Origin of the sequence: Bacillus sp. OTU2372, from assembly GCF_038440275.1 — a bacterium.
Classification (GTDB): Bacteria; Bacillota; Bacilli; order Bacillales; family Cytobacillaceae; genus Neobacillus; species Neobacillus bataviensis_B.
Genome location: NZ_JASATK010000036.1, coordinates 25,245 through 41,072 on the forward strand (window position 1 = coordinate 25,245; position 15,828 = coordinate 41,072).

At 37.1% G+C, this 15,828-nt stretch carries 16 protein-coding genes; 4 read left to right on the plus strand and 12 right to left on the minus strand.

The window, feature by feature from the left end; genetic code table 11:
- Positions 1-115 precede the first annotated feature (115 nt).
- On the minus strand, positions 116-295 hold the full coding sequence (locus tag AAHB15_RS28000; RefSeq protein WP_342043768.1) for a small acid-soluble spore protein H: 180 nt from the start codon (positions 293-295) through the stop codon (positions 116-118).
- A gap of 372 nt (positions 296-667) precedes the next feature.
- Entirely contained in the window at positions 668-1,279 is a 612-nt protein-coding gene (locus AAHB15_RS28005; RefSeq protein ID WP_342043769.1) for a hypothetical protein, read from the minus strand.
- 491 nt (positions 1,280-1,770) lie between these two features.
- Between AAHB15_RS28005 and AAHB15_RS28010 the strand changes: the two genes are divergently transcribed.
- Entirely contained in the window at positions 1,771-3,591 is a 1,821-nt protein-coding gene (locus tag AAHB15_RS28010; RefSeq protein ID WP_342043770.1) for a M48 family metallopeptidase, read from the plus strand.
- 376 nt (positions 3,592-3,967) lie between these two features.
- On the plus strand, positions 3,968-5,113 hold the full coding sequence (ftsZ, locus tag AAHB15_RS28015) for a cell division protein FtsZ (protein ID WP_335574715.1): 1,146 nt from the start codon (positions 3,968-3,970) through the stop codon (positions 5,111-5,113).
- An 86-nt stretch (positions 5,114-5,199) separates the two neighbouring features.
- On the opposite strand, the gene AAHB15_RS28020 is transcribed toward ftsZ, so the two are convergent.
- The 4 genes from AAHB15_RS28020 to AAHB15_RS28035 all read right to left on the minus strand — a co-directional run bounded on the left by AAHB15_RS28020 (position 5,200) and on the right by AAHB15_RS28035 (position 8,176).
- Positions 5,200-5,637, minus strand: a complete 438-nt coding sequence (locus AAHB15_RS28020) for a hypothetical protein (RefSeq protein ID WP_306418582.1) — start codon at positions 5,635-5,637, stop codon at positions 5,200-5,202.
- Between the two features lie 256 nt (positions 5,638-5,893).
- Entirely contained in the window at positions 5,894-6,220 is a 327-nt protein-coding gene (locus AAHB15_RS28025; RefSeq protein ID WP_144567851.1) for a hypothetical protein, read from the minus strand.
- A gap of 448 nt (positions 6,221-6,668) precedes the next feature.
- Complete coding sequence (locus tag AAHB15_RS28030; RefSeq protein WP_335574714.1) at positions 6,669-6,806, minus strand: hypothetical protein; 138 nt, start codon at positions 6,804-6,806, stop codon at positions 6,669-6,671.
- 92 nt (positions 6,807-6,898) lie between these two features.
- A complete protein-coding gene (locus tag AAHB15_RS28035) occupies positions 6,899-8,176 on the minus strand; it encodes a C40 family peptidase (RefSeq protein ID WP_342043771.1) in 1,278 nt (425 codons plus the stop codon).
- Between the two features lie 256 nt (positions 8,177-8,432).
- Between AAHB15_RS28035 and AAHB15_RS28040 the strand changes: the two genes are divergently transcribed.
- Entirely contained in the window at positions 8,433-9,242 is an 810-nt protein-coding gene (locus AAHB15_RS28040) for a C40 family peptidase (protein ID WP_342043772.1), read from the plus strand.
- Between the two features lie 302 nt (positions 9,243-9,544).
- Here the strand turns inward: AAHB15_RS28040 and AAHB15_RS28045 are convergent, their stop codons facing one another.
- From AAHB15_RS28045 to AAHB15_RS28055, 3 genes are all read right to left on the minus strand, one after another.
- On the minus strand, positions 9,545-9,976 hold the full coding sequence (locus AAHB15_RS28045; RefSeq protein WP_342043773.1) for a hypothetical protein: 432 nt from the start codon (positions 9,974-9,976) through the stop codon (positions 9,545-9,547).
- 285 nt (positions 9,977-10,261) lie between these two features.
- Positions 10,262-10,705, minus strand: coding sequence for a CBO0543 family protein (locus AAHB15_RS28050; RefSeq protein ID WP_335575326.1), 444 nt, complete (start codon positions 10,703-10,705; stop codon positions 10,262-10,264).
- Between the two features lie 270 nt (positions 10,706-10,975).
- Positions 10,976-11,470, minus strand: coding sequence for a DUF1572 family protein (locus AAHB15_RS28055; RefSeq protein ID WP_342043774.1), 495 nt, complete (start codon positions 11,468-11,470; stop codon positions 10,976-10,978).
- Between the two features lie 565 nt (positions 11,471-12,035).
- Here AAHB15_RS28055 and hpaB point away from each other — a divergent pair.
- Positions 12,036-13,481, plus strand: coding sequence for a 4-hydroxyphenylacetate 3-monooxygenase, oxygenase component (gene hpaB / locus AAHB15_RS28060; protein ID WP_342043775.1), 1,446 nt, complete (start codon positions 12,036-12,038; stop codon positions 13,479-13,481).
- A gap of 139 nt (positions 13,482-13,620) precedes the next feature.
- Here the strand turns inward: hpaB and AAHB15_RS28065 are convergent, their stop codons facing one another.
- The 3 genes from AAHB15_RS28065 to AAHB15_RS28075 all read right to left on the minus strand — a co-directional run bounded on the left by AAHB15_RS28065 (position 13,621) and on the right by AAHB15_RS28075 (position 15,093).
- Complete coding sequence (locus tag AAHB15_RS28065) at positions 13,621-13,857, minus strand: hypothetical protein (protein ID WP_342043776.1); 237 nt, start codon at positions 13,855-13,857, stop codon at positions 13,621-13,623.
- A 500-nt stretch (positions 13,858-14,357) separates the two neighbouring features.
- The gene (locus AAHB15_RS28070) at positions 14,358-14,531 is read right to left on the minus strand and encodes a hypothetical protein (RefSeq protein WP_335575321.1); all 174 of its coding nucleotides are present in this window, start codon (positions 14,529-14,531) and stop codon (positions 14,358-14,360) included.
- A 151-nt stretch (positions 14,532-14,682) separates the two neighbouring features.
- The gene (locus AAHB15_RS28075; RefSeq protein ID WP_342043777.1) at positions 14,683-15,093 is read right to left on the minus strand and encodes a DoxX family protein; all 411 of its coding nucleotides are present in this window, start codon (positions 15,091-15,093) and stop codon (positions 14,683-14,685) included.
- Positions 15,094-15,828: the final 735 nt, after the last annotated feature.

The window sequence follows — 15,828 nt, forward strand, 5'->3', positions numbered from 1 at the left end:
TCAAATGATCTCATCAAATTTAACGGCAATAAAAAAGGAATAGACCCATTAAGCTCAGGTGTATTCCTTCCTTTTCTATTAAAAATTGACCGTTTTTGATTATCCCAACTACTTATTAATGTTCAATTAGGTTGGATATAGAAACACTTAGTTTATTATCTCGATTATCAAGATGATGAATTGTAGCTGTTCCATTTTGTTGATCAACATGTTCAATGTAGACCTGTCTTCCGTTACAGGTTACATTAGCCATAATTGGTGAACTTGAAATTTCTTGTGCTCTTTGTACGTCCATTTTATCTACCCCCTTTTTGATTTGGAACAAATATAATATTTACTTTTGAGAATTCGTTTATGTGAAAAATCCACTAAGAATGTTTTTATTGTCATTAACAAATAATAAAAAAGATAACTTAGGGAATTCAATCCAATACCTTGGAGGTAATCATGAATAAAGAAAAAATGATCGCAGATGAATTACAACATATGTTTTTAGAATATGGGATGGCATAACATAAAAAGATTTTTCAAAGTATCCATCCTAAAGATATCGCCGCCGCTAAATTCCAAACTTAGCGACAAAATAAAAGGTCGGTTAATGTTAACCGGCCTTTTATGTACATATTCAATTAGGATTTAGGTTTTTTAGATTTTGTTAGCGGAATGTTTACTTAATTATTGCGAAAGAAGAACCAGTGGATACATTACCACCGGAATACTCAAAACTATCAGTCCCCTTACCATCGATCGTTCCGGAAACCGAGACATTATTGTAATTTTTGAAAGTGCCCTTAGAAAGTTTGATGTACTGGTCGAAATCGATCTGGACATTTTTGTCAGTGTATTTTGAGGTAGAATAACTCTTAGAATTGAATGCCCAAGCAAGATTGATAGACTTAGTACCGGCTGGAGTTTCATCGCCAGTGCAATTTCCTTCTTCATCGCAAGTAAAATCAACTTTATTTACTTCTACTGTCTGATTCACTTTGGCCGTACCTTTGTTAATGTCAAAAACCACTTTGGATGCTGGTACTACCACACTGCCATAATAGTATTCGTCTTTTTCATAATCGTAGGTTTGGTAATAAAGGATGTAAGAATCCTTATCTTCAAAGTTAGTAGAAAGGTCTACAGAGGTATCGATAGTACCTTCCGACCCATAGAATGAAGCACCTTGAAAAGAACCTTTGTATACAGGGGAATTGCTTTGCGCCATTGCTGGCAGAGCCATAGTCAAAAGGAACACAACCGTCAGAATCAATACTTTTACTTTTCTCATTACGAACCTCCAGTTATTGGAAACCTAAACCACTGTAATAATTTTACAATATAGTAGAAAAAAAGTATTTAAGTAAAGTTCGACAATTTTCACACGTTAAAGAATTGATAACTCCAAAAAAGATAATCGTGATTGAAAAACAGGCTTCGGATGGTGAAACTTTCTTGTTGTACTTTTCTCTTAAAAGGTAAAAAGCCTCTTTTTTCAAAGCGAAGAGGAGGTATTAAAAGACATTGTGAAGAAATATACTTAAAGTGAACGGGTGCTTTAAGTTCTCAGGCTGTCATGGGGCAGCCTTTTTGTTATGGAGCGATCCGAGAGGTTTAGTTGAAGAAGGATTTTTGTTAATAACAGGCGAAATGATTAGGTATTCAAGAAGATTTAAAAGAGAGAAGACTAATAAGAGGAGGTAAATAGGCAAAAAGTTAAAATACTATCAGTGTCATAACCCTAGTTTTTAATAAACTAATATACAGAGAGGGAATCATTCCATGACGAACGAACAATTTGAGTCATTAGTCTTAAAGTTAGAACAGCAGGCGAACGAAAATCTGACATCATACCGGACAAAGGTAGTGATGCTTGCCCTACTCGGCTACGGATATTTATGCATAATTCTTGCCATTTGTGTGGCAGTGATAGGCTATTCCATTTATGCAATAATCCTCGAAGGTTTTCATTATGCATTAATTAAAATTCTTCTATTGGCAGGGGTGCTTGTTTTATACCTGCTTCGTTCTTTAATATTTAAGATGAATCCTCCTTCGGGTCGTATAGTATGCCGCGATGAAGCTGCTGGGTTGTTTGAAATCCTGGATGAGCTAAAGACAAAATTAAAGGCTCCAGCAATCGATACAGTAATCTTAACCGAAGATATGAACGCGGGAATTGTACAGCTTCCGAAATTTGGTTTTTTTGGCCCCAACCGAAACTACTTGCTGCTTGGCGTACCTTTACTGCTCACGTTAAGTTCAGAGCAAATGAAAGCGGTGCTTGGTCATGAAGTTGCCCATCTGACTACCGGGGACGGAAAGCTTGACGCATGGATTTACCGGCTGAGGCAGACATGGGGGACATTCATGGGGACTTTGGAAGAACGGCAGCAATTCGGAACATTTTTATTTCGGAAGTTCTTCTATTGGTACTACCCTATTTTTGATGCGCACGCATTTGTTCTATCTAGAATGGAAGAATACAGGGCAGACCGTGCAGCGGCAGAAGTTGCGTCTGCGAAAGATCATGCAGATGCCCTTTTGCAATTAGAAATCGCAGACCCTTATTTAAACAATGCATATTTTGATGAATTAATCAAAACACATGAGGATAAGGATGAAATGCCCCGGCCCTACGGGGATTTTCGAAGCAAGATTAACATGATTCCGGATGAAACGAAAAAATCCTACCTGGATGATGCGTTGGAGAGGAAGACGAATGCGGTAGATACGCATCCTTCCCTTTCAGACCGCTTAGCGGCGGTTGGTATAAATCCCTACATCCCTAAGATTAGTAACCCATCCGCTTTTGCAACATTCTTTAACGCTTCAGATGAAATTCTGAAGGAATTCGATTTAGAGTGGCGCGAAGAGAGAAAAGAAGATTGGGAAATCGCTCTACAAGAACATCGTGAATCACTAATGCGATTCGATATGCTAAAATCGAGCGAACCGGAATCATTGGAGGATTCCTTGGAGCTTGCGATTTTGACGGAGCAGTTCAGTTCAATGAAAGAAGCGATTCCGTTATATGAGGCGATCTTGGAGCGCTTTCCGCCTAACCTAGATACGGCTTATGCTTTTTTAAAAGTTGGAGAACACTATCTGATTGGTAATTCCAACGAAAAAGGAAAATCGTACCTCGAAACGGCCATGAAGTTAAATTGGGCATACCGGTTGGATGGGCTCTCCATATTGTGCCAATATTATGAAAGGAACGGAAATAAGCAGAAATTTGAGGAGTATTTAAGACAATTGCACGATTGGGAAGAAACATTGTGGGCTTCGGATGAAGAACGGGATTACTTTACTGCAAAAGATGATTACGTTCCGCATGATATTACTGAAGAGGTGTTGAACCCTATCGTTGCTAAAATTAAAGAAATTCCGGCGATTGAAGAAGTGTACCTTGTCCGAAGGATGTTGAAAGTCATACCGGAACGGAAGCAATATGTATTTGGAATAATAAGTCGCTCGGAAATCGACCCGGATGATTTTTTCAATGGTTGGGAAATTCTTAGTGCTTCGATGGTTTTATTGAATAAGCATCACGATATCAAAAAACGCCTTCAGAAAGTTCCAAATTCGAAGATTGTATAATTGTAGAACAACCGATTAGGTACTGATTCAAAACCATTATCATCTGTCAAAATGATAAAGACTCGCTCCATATTCTTAGGATCGAGTCTTATTGTTGAGCATAATGATTTCCGAATAAAGACTATTAATTAAACATGTGCTATTTTAACTATTTTTAACAAGTAGGTAGGACTTAACTGGACAATATGTTTAATGTTACTTAGACTAACAATAACCACGATAACCTCTTACATATCTTTACTTCATCAGGTGCTATCAGAGAACGTCAAAGTATTCTCCATTGCAATCTACTAGACTTAAAAAGTAAAAATTAGTTCTTCGGGTAACTTTGATTTGTACAAAAATCAAATCAATTTGGATAACGAGGAGGAGTAATATGTATATGGACCAATTGGCCACAATTAAAGTGATCGGTGTTGGCGGCGGGGGAAACAACGCCGTGAACCGTATGATCGAGGACGGAGTGGAAGGTGTAGAATTTATTGCTGTTAATACAGATGCACAAGCCATTCATCAATCAAAAGCAGAGACTAAGATGCAAATTGGAACATCCCTGACACGCGGTTTAGGAGCAGGTGCCAATCCCGAAATAGGAAAATTAGCGATAGAAGAAAGCAAAAATCAGATCGATGAAGTGTTAAAAGATGCAGACATGGTTTTCGTTACGGCCGGAATGGGCGGTGGAACAGGTACAGGGGCAGCCCCTGCCATTGCTAAAATGGCTAAAAAGCATGGTGCTCTGACCATTGGGGTAGTCACCCGTCCATTCAAATTTGAAGGCAAGAGACGGGCAATGAACGCGGAAATTGGAATTAACGCCATGAGGGAAGCTGTAGATACCTTAATTATTATTCCAAACGATCGCTTATTGGAAATTGTCGAACAGAATACACCTATGCTTGAAGCTTTCCGTGAAGCGGATGCAGTACTTCGCCAAGGAGTTCAAGGGATTTCCGATTTAATTGCGGTGCCAGGTTTAATCAACCTTGATTTTGCTGACGTGAAAACAGTTATGTCCCATAAAGGAACGGCCTTAATGGGAATTGGTATGGCTACTGGCAGCAATCGTGCTGCTGAGGCTGCTCAAAAGGCGTTAAATAGTCCGTTACTTGAAACGTCCATCAATGGAGCTCAAGGTGTCATTATGAACATAACGGGCGGTCAAAATCTAAGTCTTTATGAAGTACAGGAGGCAGCTGAAATCGTAGCTGCTGCTTCTCACGAGGAATTAAATATGATTTTTGGTTCAGTCATTAACGAAAACTTAAAGGACGAAATGATTGTAACGATCATTGCCACTGGATTTACTGAGCAAGAGGCTAAAGAAGAGAGTACTGTAATACAGAATACTCCCGTGCCATCAGAGGAAAAAATGTATAATCCATATCAGAGGGAACGACGTAGACAACCTAATCTGATAAATCATGGCGAACCCGTTCAAAGTTATGACCGACACTCAGAAAATTCAGCAAAATCTTTGGAAATTCCTACATTCTTGCGCAATCGAAAAAGACGATTTTGATCAACTTAATAAAATGCAAAAATTCCTGCTTACGACTAAAAGGCAGGAATTTTTTTTGGCTCTCCAAATTACAATTGTATTTTGTTTTAATAGTTTTTTAGCAGCATTTGGTCTATGGAACGTACTTTATCATAGGATTTTAATAATCTCTCAGGTACCAAAGTTCTGCCGAATTCCCAGGAATTCCTTTCTATTAAAGCTAGAAGCTGTTCTTTTTCTTCATCCTCACCATACTTTAGAGTGCGTAAATCATGTTTGTTTTTCTTGAAATCTAAATAATAGCCGAGCTGATGATAAAGAATAAGTTTAACACAGTCTTCATCTGTCTCTTTAATTTTAAAGTTAATATTGGCTATGTATCCATTTATCTGCAGGTAGTTAAACTTAATAGTTTTTGTAGATACGTTAAAACTCATCGGTGCAGGTAATTTATTGTTTATTTCATAATTAAGATCTAATTTGTGCTCTTGCAATGTATTTTTAATGATCTCCTCAATATCCCATATATAAAGCAACTTTCCCATCACTACCTTTCCGAAGAATTTAATTCACAGCAATTTGATGCCCTTCATATTTTTATTTTTAAAAAATGAAGTTGGAAAGTAAATCCTGCTTTTTTCCTTTAGCCTTTATACCTATGTCAGGACCGAATCATATTTTCTATTACATGTTTTGTGCCTAGTTGCAACCTGTTAAAATAAACAAAATGAAATACTCAAAAGGCATAGATTGGATGAAAGCAAAAGCTGCTATTTATCGCACATAAAAGAGGTAAGCACCCTAAGAGTGCTTACCTATTAAAACCTCATCCAGAGAAATGATTCTATGCTTTAATTCTTTATTCGAGTCTAGCACACCTATAACGATCTGGTTATCTTCTGTTATTGTCGCATATCTAAAAAGTTCGTCCTCATTAATGAGTAAAGTGGTTTCCTGTTTGGCCTCCATCTTTGCAAAGACATTCTCTGTGTATTCAAGTGGGAGGAAGTCATCTAATCCTTCTGTTGGTTCACCAACCCATCTAAATAGGAAATCCTTGATTGAAAATTGCTCAATCATCGATAATTTTTTCTTAAATGTTATCTTCTCTATGGATATTGTTTTCAACTTAATCACTCCTCAAATAGTAAGTAAAGTTTATACCTGTAAATGTCTAACATCAACTGTATTAGAGTGACAGAATATTTACATTTTGGTTTCAGAAATAGTTCAAAGGGGATTAGGCTTCCTCCCTTTGGGTAGTCAAGCGAGGCTATTGACGACCGGGATTGGAAAAAGAGAGGAGTTTGGGTAGTCAAGCGGGGCTATTGACGACCGGGATTGGAAAAAGAGAGGAGTTTGGGTAGTCAAGCGGGGCTATTGACGACCGGGATTGGGAAAAAAGAGGAGTTTGGGTAATCAAGCGGGGCTATTGACGACCGAGATTGGCGAAAAAAAGCATTTTGGGTAGTCAATGATTCTACAACAACAAAAAACACACTATGATTTCCTATGTGAAATCCAGTGTGTTTAAAATTGTTAGTGGAGAATTTGAGCTTCTAAAGTGAACCCGTTATTATAAGGCTGGCTCCGAATTAATATCATCATGGTTTGATAAACTAGAAAAATGCTCGAATAGATGAGTAAGATAGCTGTTCAATTCAAAACCGTCTTCATTAACAAACTCCGATAATAGCAGTAATTGATCATTCATATCTTCCATCTCCCTTTGAATGTCTTTACTACTACTATTCCCAAACTATCAATCTTTTATACATGAAAAATCTCCCAAACTGGGAGATTTTTTTAATAGAGACGCTTAAACGCTGCAAAGTGAGTGCTATAGTAGGTACTATTTAAATTCGAAATCATAATGCCATGGGTTCCATCAGCTTGGATGAATTGATTGTCACCAAGATAGATCCCTACATGGGAGATACCCTGCTTATATGTATTTTCGAAAAATACAAGGTCGCCAGCCTTCGGTGTGTTCACATAATAGCTGCGGTCATAATAGCCTGCTGCCGAGGTGCGCACGATCGATTTACCTGATTTATTTACCACATAATAAATAAATCCGCTGCAGTCAAACCCGGAAGTTGTGCTGCCGCCCCAAACATAAGGGATCCCTATTAAACTTTTGGCGGTGGAAACCATCTTTGCGGCTATATCCGACTCAGTAACCGGGGCTGGGGCTGTCGTAGTAACGGAATCAGCGGTGCCTGTAACCTTAAGCGTTTGCCCAACATAAATCCTGTCAGATGTTAAGTTATTGAGTGACTTTAATTCTTGGACGGTCATATCGTAGGTCACGGCAATTTTCCCAAGTGTATCCCCGCTTTTAACAACATAATTCCCTGTGGCAACGGTTGGTTGTGTTGCTGCTGGCTTAGCAGCCGTAGGAGCAGTTGTCGCAGTTGGAGCTGGAGCTGGAGTACTTGTTTGTTTCGCATAAACCTTAAGCGTTTGTCCGACATAAATCATGTCAGATTTTAAGTTATTGAGCGATTTTAATTGCTGGACGGTCATTCCATACTGATTGCCAATTTTACCTAAATAGTCCCCGCTTTTAACGGTATAAGTAGTAGTTGCTGTCTGGGATGTAGTGATAGTAGTTGTTTTATTGGCAGCCACCGTCGTTACAGGCGTCACCGGTGCAGTGTTAGTTGGTGCGGTCACCGTAACCGTTTTTCCAGGAGCAGATACCTTTAGCGTTTGTCCGGCATAAATCAATGTACCCTTCAGGCTATTCCACTGCTGCAGCTCGCCGACCGTGACATTGAAGCGGTTGGCTATCGTAATTAAGGCATCCCCGCTGACAATTTTATAAGTTGTTTGCTGAACCGCCTGAACGGAAGCAGTAGGTGCGGTGGAGGAGAGTTGCAGCGTTTGATTTACATAAATTCGATCAGAATTTAGCCCGTTTAATTTTTGGATTTCTTGAACACTTGTGTTATGTTCTGAGGCAATTTTTGAGAGAGAATCACCTTTTTGAACCTTATATGTGGACGCCAGGGCGGAACCAGCAAAAAGCGTCGAAAAGAGTGCAGTTGTCGAGAGAGTGCGAACGATAGTTTTCTTCATCTAGGAAAAATTCACCTCATATTTTCATATTTTTATTAATTTTACCATAGTTTGCTAATGTTTTCAGAAAAATTCCCCAGATTTATCATAGAATTAACAATTTTGATGAATATTCTGTGTTTACCGTACTTTCGCTGATATTAAACGACAAAACGTTACAAAACTATTACATTTTTATAACGAATGTCGACATATTATGGCAATCTACCAAGATAGTCAGTAAACTGGCAATAGATATATAATTTTGGGGGAAAAAATGAAAAAGAAACTTTTAGCATTTGTAACCGCTACCGTATTTGGGACATCGTTATATAGCACTTCAGCCCTGGCCGCAACTGTAAAGGTAAAAAGCGGGGATACCTTATCGAAGTATTCCAAGCAATATAATATATCAGTATCAGAAATCAAGACTGCAAATAAATTATCAAGTGATCGACTCAAAGTAGGTCAGAATTTATACATTCCTGAAAAAGGCAAGGTTGTGGCTAAAACAAGCACCAGCCCATCTTCAACAGTATACACGGTTAAATCTGGTGATAGCTTGTCATCCATCGCCAAGAAATATGGGACAACGGTGACACAGCTTAAATCGTGGAATAGTCTGAAATCCGACAAGCTTAAAATAGGTCAACAATTAAAAGTGAATAGTGGTAATGTAACGGTGACGGCAGCGAAACCTGCGGTGGCAGCTAAACCGGCAGTGACCACCATTAATAAAGCTAAGTTAATACAAGATGCAAAAGCCGTGATTGGAGTTCCTTACAAGTGGGGTGGAATTACGGCAAAGGGGTTTGATTGCAGTGGTTTAATTCACTATGTGATAAACAAACAAAAATCCGCCTCCCGTCTTACTGTTGATGGGTATTGGAACACAACGAAACCAGTTTCTTCTTTATCAGCTGGTGATTTTGTTTATTACCAAACATATAAGAAAGGTCCTTCACATATGGGGATTTATGTCGGTAATGGTCAGTTTATTCATGCTGGATCGTCAAAGGGAGTAGAAATTACTTCCATGAATAATTCTTATTGGAAATCTCGATATCTTGGGGCAAGACAATTATAATGGAACGAACCTACATAACCCATCTTCGATTTGAAGATGGGTTTATTTTATCTGCTACAGCAGAATTAGTGGAAGCTAATCCATGAAAAATGGCTACTCATTTATATAGGGTTTCGTTTTGTTTCAAAATACGCTATTTGACACTAATATTATCATATAAAAAAGTAAAACCTCGTCTCAAAAATGAAGAGGCTTTAATATAATTAAAATAATATTGAGCCTTTGTTTAACAAACGCACCCGTTACTTTAAGTGCTATTGTTCACAATCTCTTTTACACTTAATATAACTCCTAATATAGGGTTAACTCTTGAATATAAATTTTTTTAGCAACAATCCTAATGTAATACCAAAAATCATGGTGCTGAAAATATGAGAATAATAATCATTGATGGGTCTAATATCGATATACTTACCTTCTATTAATGTTGTGAATAATAGTTCACATACTAACCAGTTAAATAAACTGCCAACGGTCGTTTTTATAACCAAATGGCATGAACCAACCTTTTCAAATATAAAGTAAAGTAAGACTGCAAAAACACTACTAACTAAAAAATCTACCATTAATCCTATGGTAAATACAGGTCTGTTAAATGTAATAATAAGACTTGATAATTCATAAATACCAAACTTTCCGAAGCCAAAATGTACAAATATCCTCGAAGCAATCTCTCCTGGTATTGTTGAAAGTACACCTAATATACCTATTCTTAACATCCTATCTTGGATCATATCATCATTCCTTAATCTTAATGTGGACAAATTTAGTATTTAAATTATATATAATTTTATACGTAATAAAGGACGTCACTTTTATATTTGAAATAAGGCACCAGTCTACCTAATGAACTTATAGTACCCACTTCTTATTAAACGATTCTGCCCCGTTAGAGCACAATAAGAAAAAGGCTGCCGCAGCAACCTGATCTTAAAATAAAGCACCCGTTTTGTTTAAGTGTAGTTCTTCACAAACCAAAACAATGTGATAAAAATCGAATAGAAAAGCATCTCTTTGGACTAGGTTTGCTTCTCTTTTTGTTCCTGATTTCGTCCACATCCAGACTTCTGCAAGATGACATCTACAATCTTTAAATTTCCAAGTAGAACTAAGTAAAGGAAGGGATAGGAGAAAGCGGAGTAAAGCAAGTGCCAGTCCTTACCATAATACATATATCCCATCTTTAGGAATGTCCATTCAAATCCAGTAGAAGCTACTGACCATACCAATATGTAAGTTGCTGCCCACCACTTGGGTTTATCGTATGGATAGAAGTTCAGCATGATAACTGCTGCCGCAGGATACAGACCAACGTTAACCAGTAAGGTTGGTGCATCGATAAACCATCGTGAAAAGAATCCATACCAGTCCAACCTGTCTGTCCATCGGTCTACTTTCGTTTGTATAAGCATGCTGGTCACGATAGTTGCATACATATCAATTGGCTTTAATTTCTTCTTCATACATATGGCAACCGTATTGAAGACAATAACACATAAGAATAAATACCAGTACCACATAAAAATACCTGGCTTCCCATGTCAACTGTTTATAGGATTTCCAGGTGTTTCTTTTTTTATTTATACTTCATCTTGTTCATATCGGTGTAACGGTCCTTTTCATCTCGAACTGCTTCTTCAACTAACCTGCCAGTTAGCACAAGAAGAAGCTGCCAAAAATGGCAGCTGGTTCTTCAACATAAGCTCCTGATAGTTTAGTCAACTATACATTAGTTACTTTTTCCGAGGAATAGTTAGTGTCTTCCAATTACTTGATTTTATATTTTTTGCTATATAAACGATTTGACCAACATGATAAGAATAATGGTACATTTGGCGTTCAATCGCTTCTATAACTGTATGGGGTTCATTTCGGATAGTGATTGTTTTTAATAGGTCATCTTCGTGAATATCTTTCAACGCAGTTAAAAAAGTATTCCAACCTAGCTCCCACAATTCGATAACCTGTTCTTTGGTATGTATATCTCCCACAAATTCATCATCCCGATTTCGAAAAGGTTTTTCGCCATCTGTAGTGAAAAAATCAGTCCAGCGAGAGACCATATTACCACTCATGTGTTTCACAATAATAGCGACATTATTGGATTCTTCATTCGGAGACCAAAATAATTCACTTTCGGTTAATTGTTCTATTGCTTTTTCAGCGTTTATTTTCATTTCTCTAAACCGTTGGGTAACTGTTTTCAAATACTCTCTACCTATGTTCATACAAATCACCTCGTCACAAAGTATTTTTTATTTATTCTTTAACTTATTAGTGAAGCCCTTTATTTTAGAACTTAGTTAAACTATCCTGCACTTTAGTTCAATAAAAAAGAAGGCTGCCACAGCAACCCCTAGACAATTCAATCCCCCGTTAGCCACACATGCTGCCGAGCCGCACCACAAATGAGTTGGAGAGTAGTGATGGAAGGTTACGATTAAATATTTCTCCATTTACTCAAATCGTATTAACAAATGGGCAACTCTTTTTATGAAACCCGGCGGACCGAGATCAAATTGTTATCTATGAACCTGCCACAAAAAGTATCCAAAACCACACCCTATAGAAATATCGTTTTGTGTTAAACATTATTTTAGAAAATGCCTGTTACGAAAAGATCGTCGTCCATCCTAGGACATTTTTTTATTTATGCCAGATGAAGCGATACATTTTGCCCAATTTAAAAACAGGGCTTTTCCAATAAGAACAAGCAATTAAATCATCTAATAAAATGATACTAACTAAACTCGTACAATTCTTTGGACCTTCATTATAAGGAGACGGTAGAACATGAGTATCATAAATGGTAAGGAATTTATTGAACGTTTAAATAAAATGAAAAATGAAATTTGGTTTGATGGTGTAAAAATCAAAGGGGCAATTTCAGACCATCCTGCCTTTAAAGGAATTCTTAAGTCAAAGGCTTCCCTTTATGATTTGCAAAATTCTCAGGATCTAAAAAATGAGATGACTTTCTTTTCTTCAGAAAACGAAAATCCTATTGGACTATCTTACTTACAACCCAAAACGAAAGAGGATTTGAAAAGAAGAAGAAAAATGATTGAACATTGGGCAAGACAAACGCATGGAATGATGGGAAGAAGTCCTGACTATATGAATACGGTTGTAATGAGTTTTGCCTCTTCCGCCAATGTTTTAAGTGGTAGGGAAAATTGTTTTCCTGAAAACATTCAATCTTTATATGAAAGAGCAATGAAACACGATTTATCATTTACACATACCTTTATTACTCCGCAAGTGAATCGTTCACAAGTCTATTTGGGCTTTACCAATGAGCCAATTTCCGCTAAGGTGATAGATCGAAATGAAAAAGGATTGGTTATCAAAGGTGCCCGCTTACTTGCCACTCAAGGTGGTTTAACGGATGAAGTTTTAGTTTTTTCTGCACCAAGATTATTTTTTGATCCTAGCGAGGCGTTCGCCTTTTCCATTCCATCTAATACGAAAGGATTAAAATTTTTTTGCAGGGAATCCTTTGTGGGGGGAGAATCTTCGTTTAATTATCCGTTAAGTTCAAAATATGAAGAAATGGACTCAATCGTCGTCTTTGACAATGTTTTAGTTCCATGGGACCGCGTATTTTATTACGATAATGTAGATGCAGCGACAGATTTCCTTGTTGAAAGCTCTTTTTACCAATTTGCCTATCATCAAGTCATAACCAGACAAATTGTAAAAACAGAATTTTTTCTTGGAGTTGCTCAACTTCTTGTCGAGACAATTAATGTTGGGGAGTATCAACATATACATGAAAAACTCTCCGAAATCATCATCGGTCTTGAAACCATGAAAGCACTTTTAGAGAAATCAGAAAATGATGCAGAATTGGATGAATGGGGATCTATGCGTCCTAGTATTATTCCATTACAAGTGGCTAGTAACATCTTTCCTAAAATTTATCCCCGTTTCAGCGAAATTATACAAATAATTGGTGCTAGCGGAATGATATCAATACCAACGGAAAGGGCGTTTGATTCCGAAATTCGTTCAGAACTCGACCAATATCTTCAAGCAGATGGTATGAATGCCGAGGACCGTGTGAAACTTTTCCGTTTGGCATGGGATCTTACGATGAGTTCGTTTGGTACAAGGCAAACCCAATATGAAAGATATTTTTTTGGTGATCCTATTCGATTATCAAGTAATTTATACAAAAACTATATAAAAGATAAACACGTTGAAGAAATTAGAGGATTATTAAATATAAAAAATTAAGAGTGTCTTATCAAATTGTCAATGCAGTATCCTCCCAATTATAAATTCACAAACCAAAACCTTCACCATTTCCACCAAGAAACAGGCGTTTCTACTATTGTAGAACCCCTGTTTCTTTGGACTCTATTATCAGCAAATTTTAATATGGGTAGTAATAGTGGTGGTGGTGGTATGGGTAGTAATGGTGATGGTGGTACGGGTAGTAGTGATGGTGGTGTGGATAGCCAAAACCAAGACCTGGAGCTCCAAATCCAAGACCTGGTCCAAAACCAAAACCTGAACCAGGTCCACCTAAACCAAGACCCGGAGAGAAACCAAAACCTGAGCCTGGTCCACCTAAACCAACCCTTTCAAATGCATCATAATTAGGAATCATATTCATCCTCCTCTTTTATTTTTACAGTAGAGTTTATGCGCTTTTGGGTAAAAGTTCTTGGGTATTTATCATGGATCCTGATTTAAATTGGATTAATATTTGATGATCTATCCATTCGAATATTACATAATTAAATAAAAATCGCTAATATAAACTGAAGTTTTTTTCTTAGTAAAAGATTGGCCTTTTCTATAACTTTGTGAAATATTACACTTAAACTTAACTGCCCATTTAGTTCAACAAGAAAAAATGACCGCCGCAGCGATCATCATCCTTAACAAAAGCACCCAATTGTTTAAGTGTAATCCTTCACAATCTCTGCTACACCTTAATGTAACTCCAATCCCTAATAATTGTTGTTCCAGAATCAAGTACCATACAAAAAGACGCCTTCTTATTCAAGAAAAGCGCCCTTTAAGGGAACAACAAGGAACTTCTATTATCTGGTTTATTTATAGAAAAAAAGCGTTCCTCCGTTATAGATACATCGCACCCAGTGACTATTCCCCGGTTGGTTTTTCATTTTGATAAAATTCTCTTGGCTTTTCCAATTGTTCCTCATAGTCATTAATCAAACGGTTTCCAAAACTCGGGAGTGACTTCTCTTCTTTCCGTTCTCTCCTCTTTCTTAGCCATTCTCGAATCCGTCTACGCAACCTTGACAGCTTCTTCATCGTTCTTCACCCCAATTACCTTCATCTTTTTCCTTCGGCAATCCTATGGGTATCCATTATGCGTTTTTATTTGTAGTGTGTTACACCAAACGCGCCTCGATTGTAAAATAAAGAAACTGTTAGAACCTTCATCCGGCCAATATAACTGCTGTCAAAAATATGATTTGTATGATTGTTCGAGAAAATAAAGGAGTACTAGGTTTTCCGCTAAATGTAATTCCTTTTCTTGCAGCATAAATATTAGCTGGAAACTAAAAATAAGTAGCAATGCCAAACCAATTGAAGTAATTCTTGAAGTAAGTGGAATCAGTAAACCTATAGCACCAACAATCTCAAGTATTCCAGTAATGGTGACTATGAACTCTGGGTTCGGTACACCCTGTGGTACCATTTTGATAAGATCAGGACGTCTCTTCCCCCAATGAGCTGTAGCCGTTAATAAGAACATCAGAGCAACAGCAACTCGTAAAGAAGTATCCCACCGGTCAAAGTATAATATTCCTAAAACACCAGTTATGCGTAAAATCAAAAATGATAAGATCAGGACTATAAACGGAGCCATTTATGTTTCCTCCCCTTAACATTTCTCTTTAATTATTGATACTACTTTATTTTTATAAGTATTTCTATTCATTTGTAGTTTACATTAGCCCTCTTTACTAAACTTTAACATTGATATCCAATATCTTTAAAGGTGTTATCCACAAAATGGCCCGATTGTTGAACACAAGTTAAACACTTCTCTTCAACAAAACTGCCACGTTAGTGCTGTAAGTATAGATTCACAAATTTGTATAATTTAATGCATGTTTTGTTCAATTTTGTTTAGCCCTTAATCGTTTTAATTTTCTTTTATGAGTACGTATAGCGGTTTCCTTATCTTTTAAACTTGTGGTAACCACTCCATTGCTTTCTACTACCACCAAATTATTAATTCCTCTTTGATAGTTTTTATAGGAAATATACATAAATACCATCCTTCCTTCATGAATAATATTTGTCTTTCCTTATTTGTGGTTATTCATCCGGTTAATTACAATAATTCTAGCTTTTATTTATTTAGTTTGTATTAAAAAGCAGTAAAGTTTTCTTTAATTATTCTTTACAATTTGACCACTTTAAAAGGTAACTAAGATACGTCAACTGCTGCATAAAAGAAAAAGAGCCGCAGCTACGACTCTTTGTTAAACTCAAGCACCCGTTCGTATTATAAGGTCAGCCAGAAGATTTTTCTGGTTGACCATTTTTTATATCGATATATGATAGCTGTAGCCGGGGTAGAACGAAAGCACCCGTA

Coding starts and splice junctions, on each gene's coding strand:
- AAHB15_RS28075 (WP_342043777.1), bottom strand. CDS start 15,093: ATGGCTCCGTTTATAGTCCTGATCTTATCATTTTTGATTTTACGCATA.
- AAHB15_RS28055 (WP_342043774.1), bottom strand. CDS start 11,470: ATGAACATAGGTAGAGAGTATTTGAAAACAGTTACCCAACGGTTTAGA.
- AAHB15_RS28000 (WP_342043768.1), bottom strand. CDS start 295: ATGGACGTACAAAGAGCACAAGAAATTTCAAGTTCACCAATTATGGCT.
- AAHB15_RS28040 (WP_342043772.1), top strand. CDS start 8,433: ATGAAAAAGAAACTTTTAGCATTTGTAACCGCTACCGTATTTGGGACA.
- AAHB15_RS28030 (WP_335574714.1), bottom strand. CDS start 6,806: ATGAATGATCAATTACTGCTATTATCGGAGTTTGTTAATGAAGACGGT.
- AAHB15_RS28070 (WP_335575321.1), bottom strand. CDS start 14,531: ATGAAGAAGCTGTCAAGGTTGCGTAGACGGATTCGAGAATGGCTAAGA.
- hpaB (WP_342043775.1), top strand. CDS start 12,036: ATGAGTATCATAAATGGTAAGGAATTTATTGAACGTTTAAATAAAATG.
- AAHB15_RS28045 (WP_342043773.1), bottom strand. CDS start 9,976: ATGATCCAAGATAGGATGTTAAGAATAGGTATATTAGGTGTACTTTCA.
- AAHB15_RS28065 (WP_342043776.1), bottom strand. CDS start 13,857: ATGATTCCTAATTATGATGCATTTGAAAGGGTTGGTTTAGGTGGACCA.
- ftsZ (WP_335574715.1), top strand. CDS start 3,968: ATGTATATGGACCAATTGGCCACAATTAAAGTGATCGGTGTTGGCGGC.
- AAHB15_RS28020 (WP_306418582.1), bottom strand. CDS start 5,637: ATGGGAAAGTTGCTTTATATATGGGATATTGAGGAGATCATTAAAAAT.
- AAHB15_RS28050 (WP_335575326.1), bottom strand. CDS start 10,705: ATGAAGAAGAAATTAAAGCCAATTGATATGTATGCAACTATCGTGACC.
- AAHB15_RS28005 (WP_342043769.1), bottom strand. CDS start 1,279: ATGAGAAAAGTAAAAGTATTGATTCTGACGGTTGTGTTCCTTTTGACT.
- AAHB15_RS28035 (WP_342043771.1), bottom strand. CDS start 8,176: ATGAAGAAAACTATCGTTCGCACTCTCTCGACAACTGCACTCTTTTCG.
- AAHB15_RS28010 (WP_342043770.1), top strand. CDS start 1,771: ATGACGAACGAACAATTTGAGTCATTAGTCTTAAAGTTAGAACAGCAG.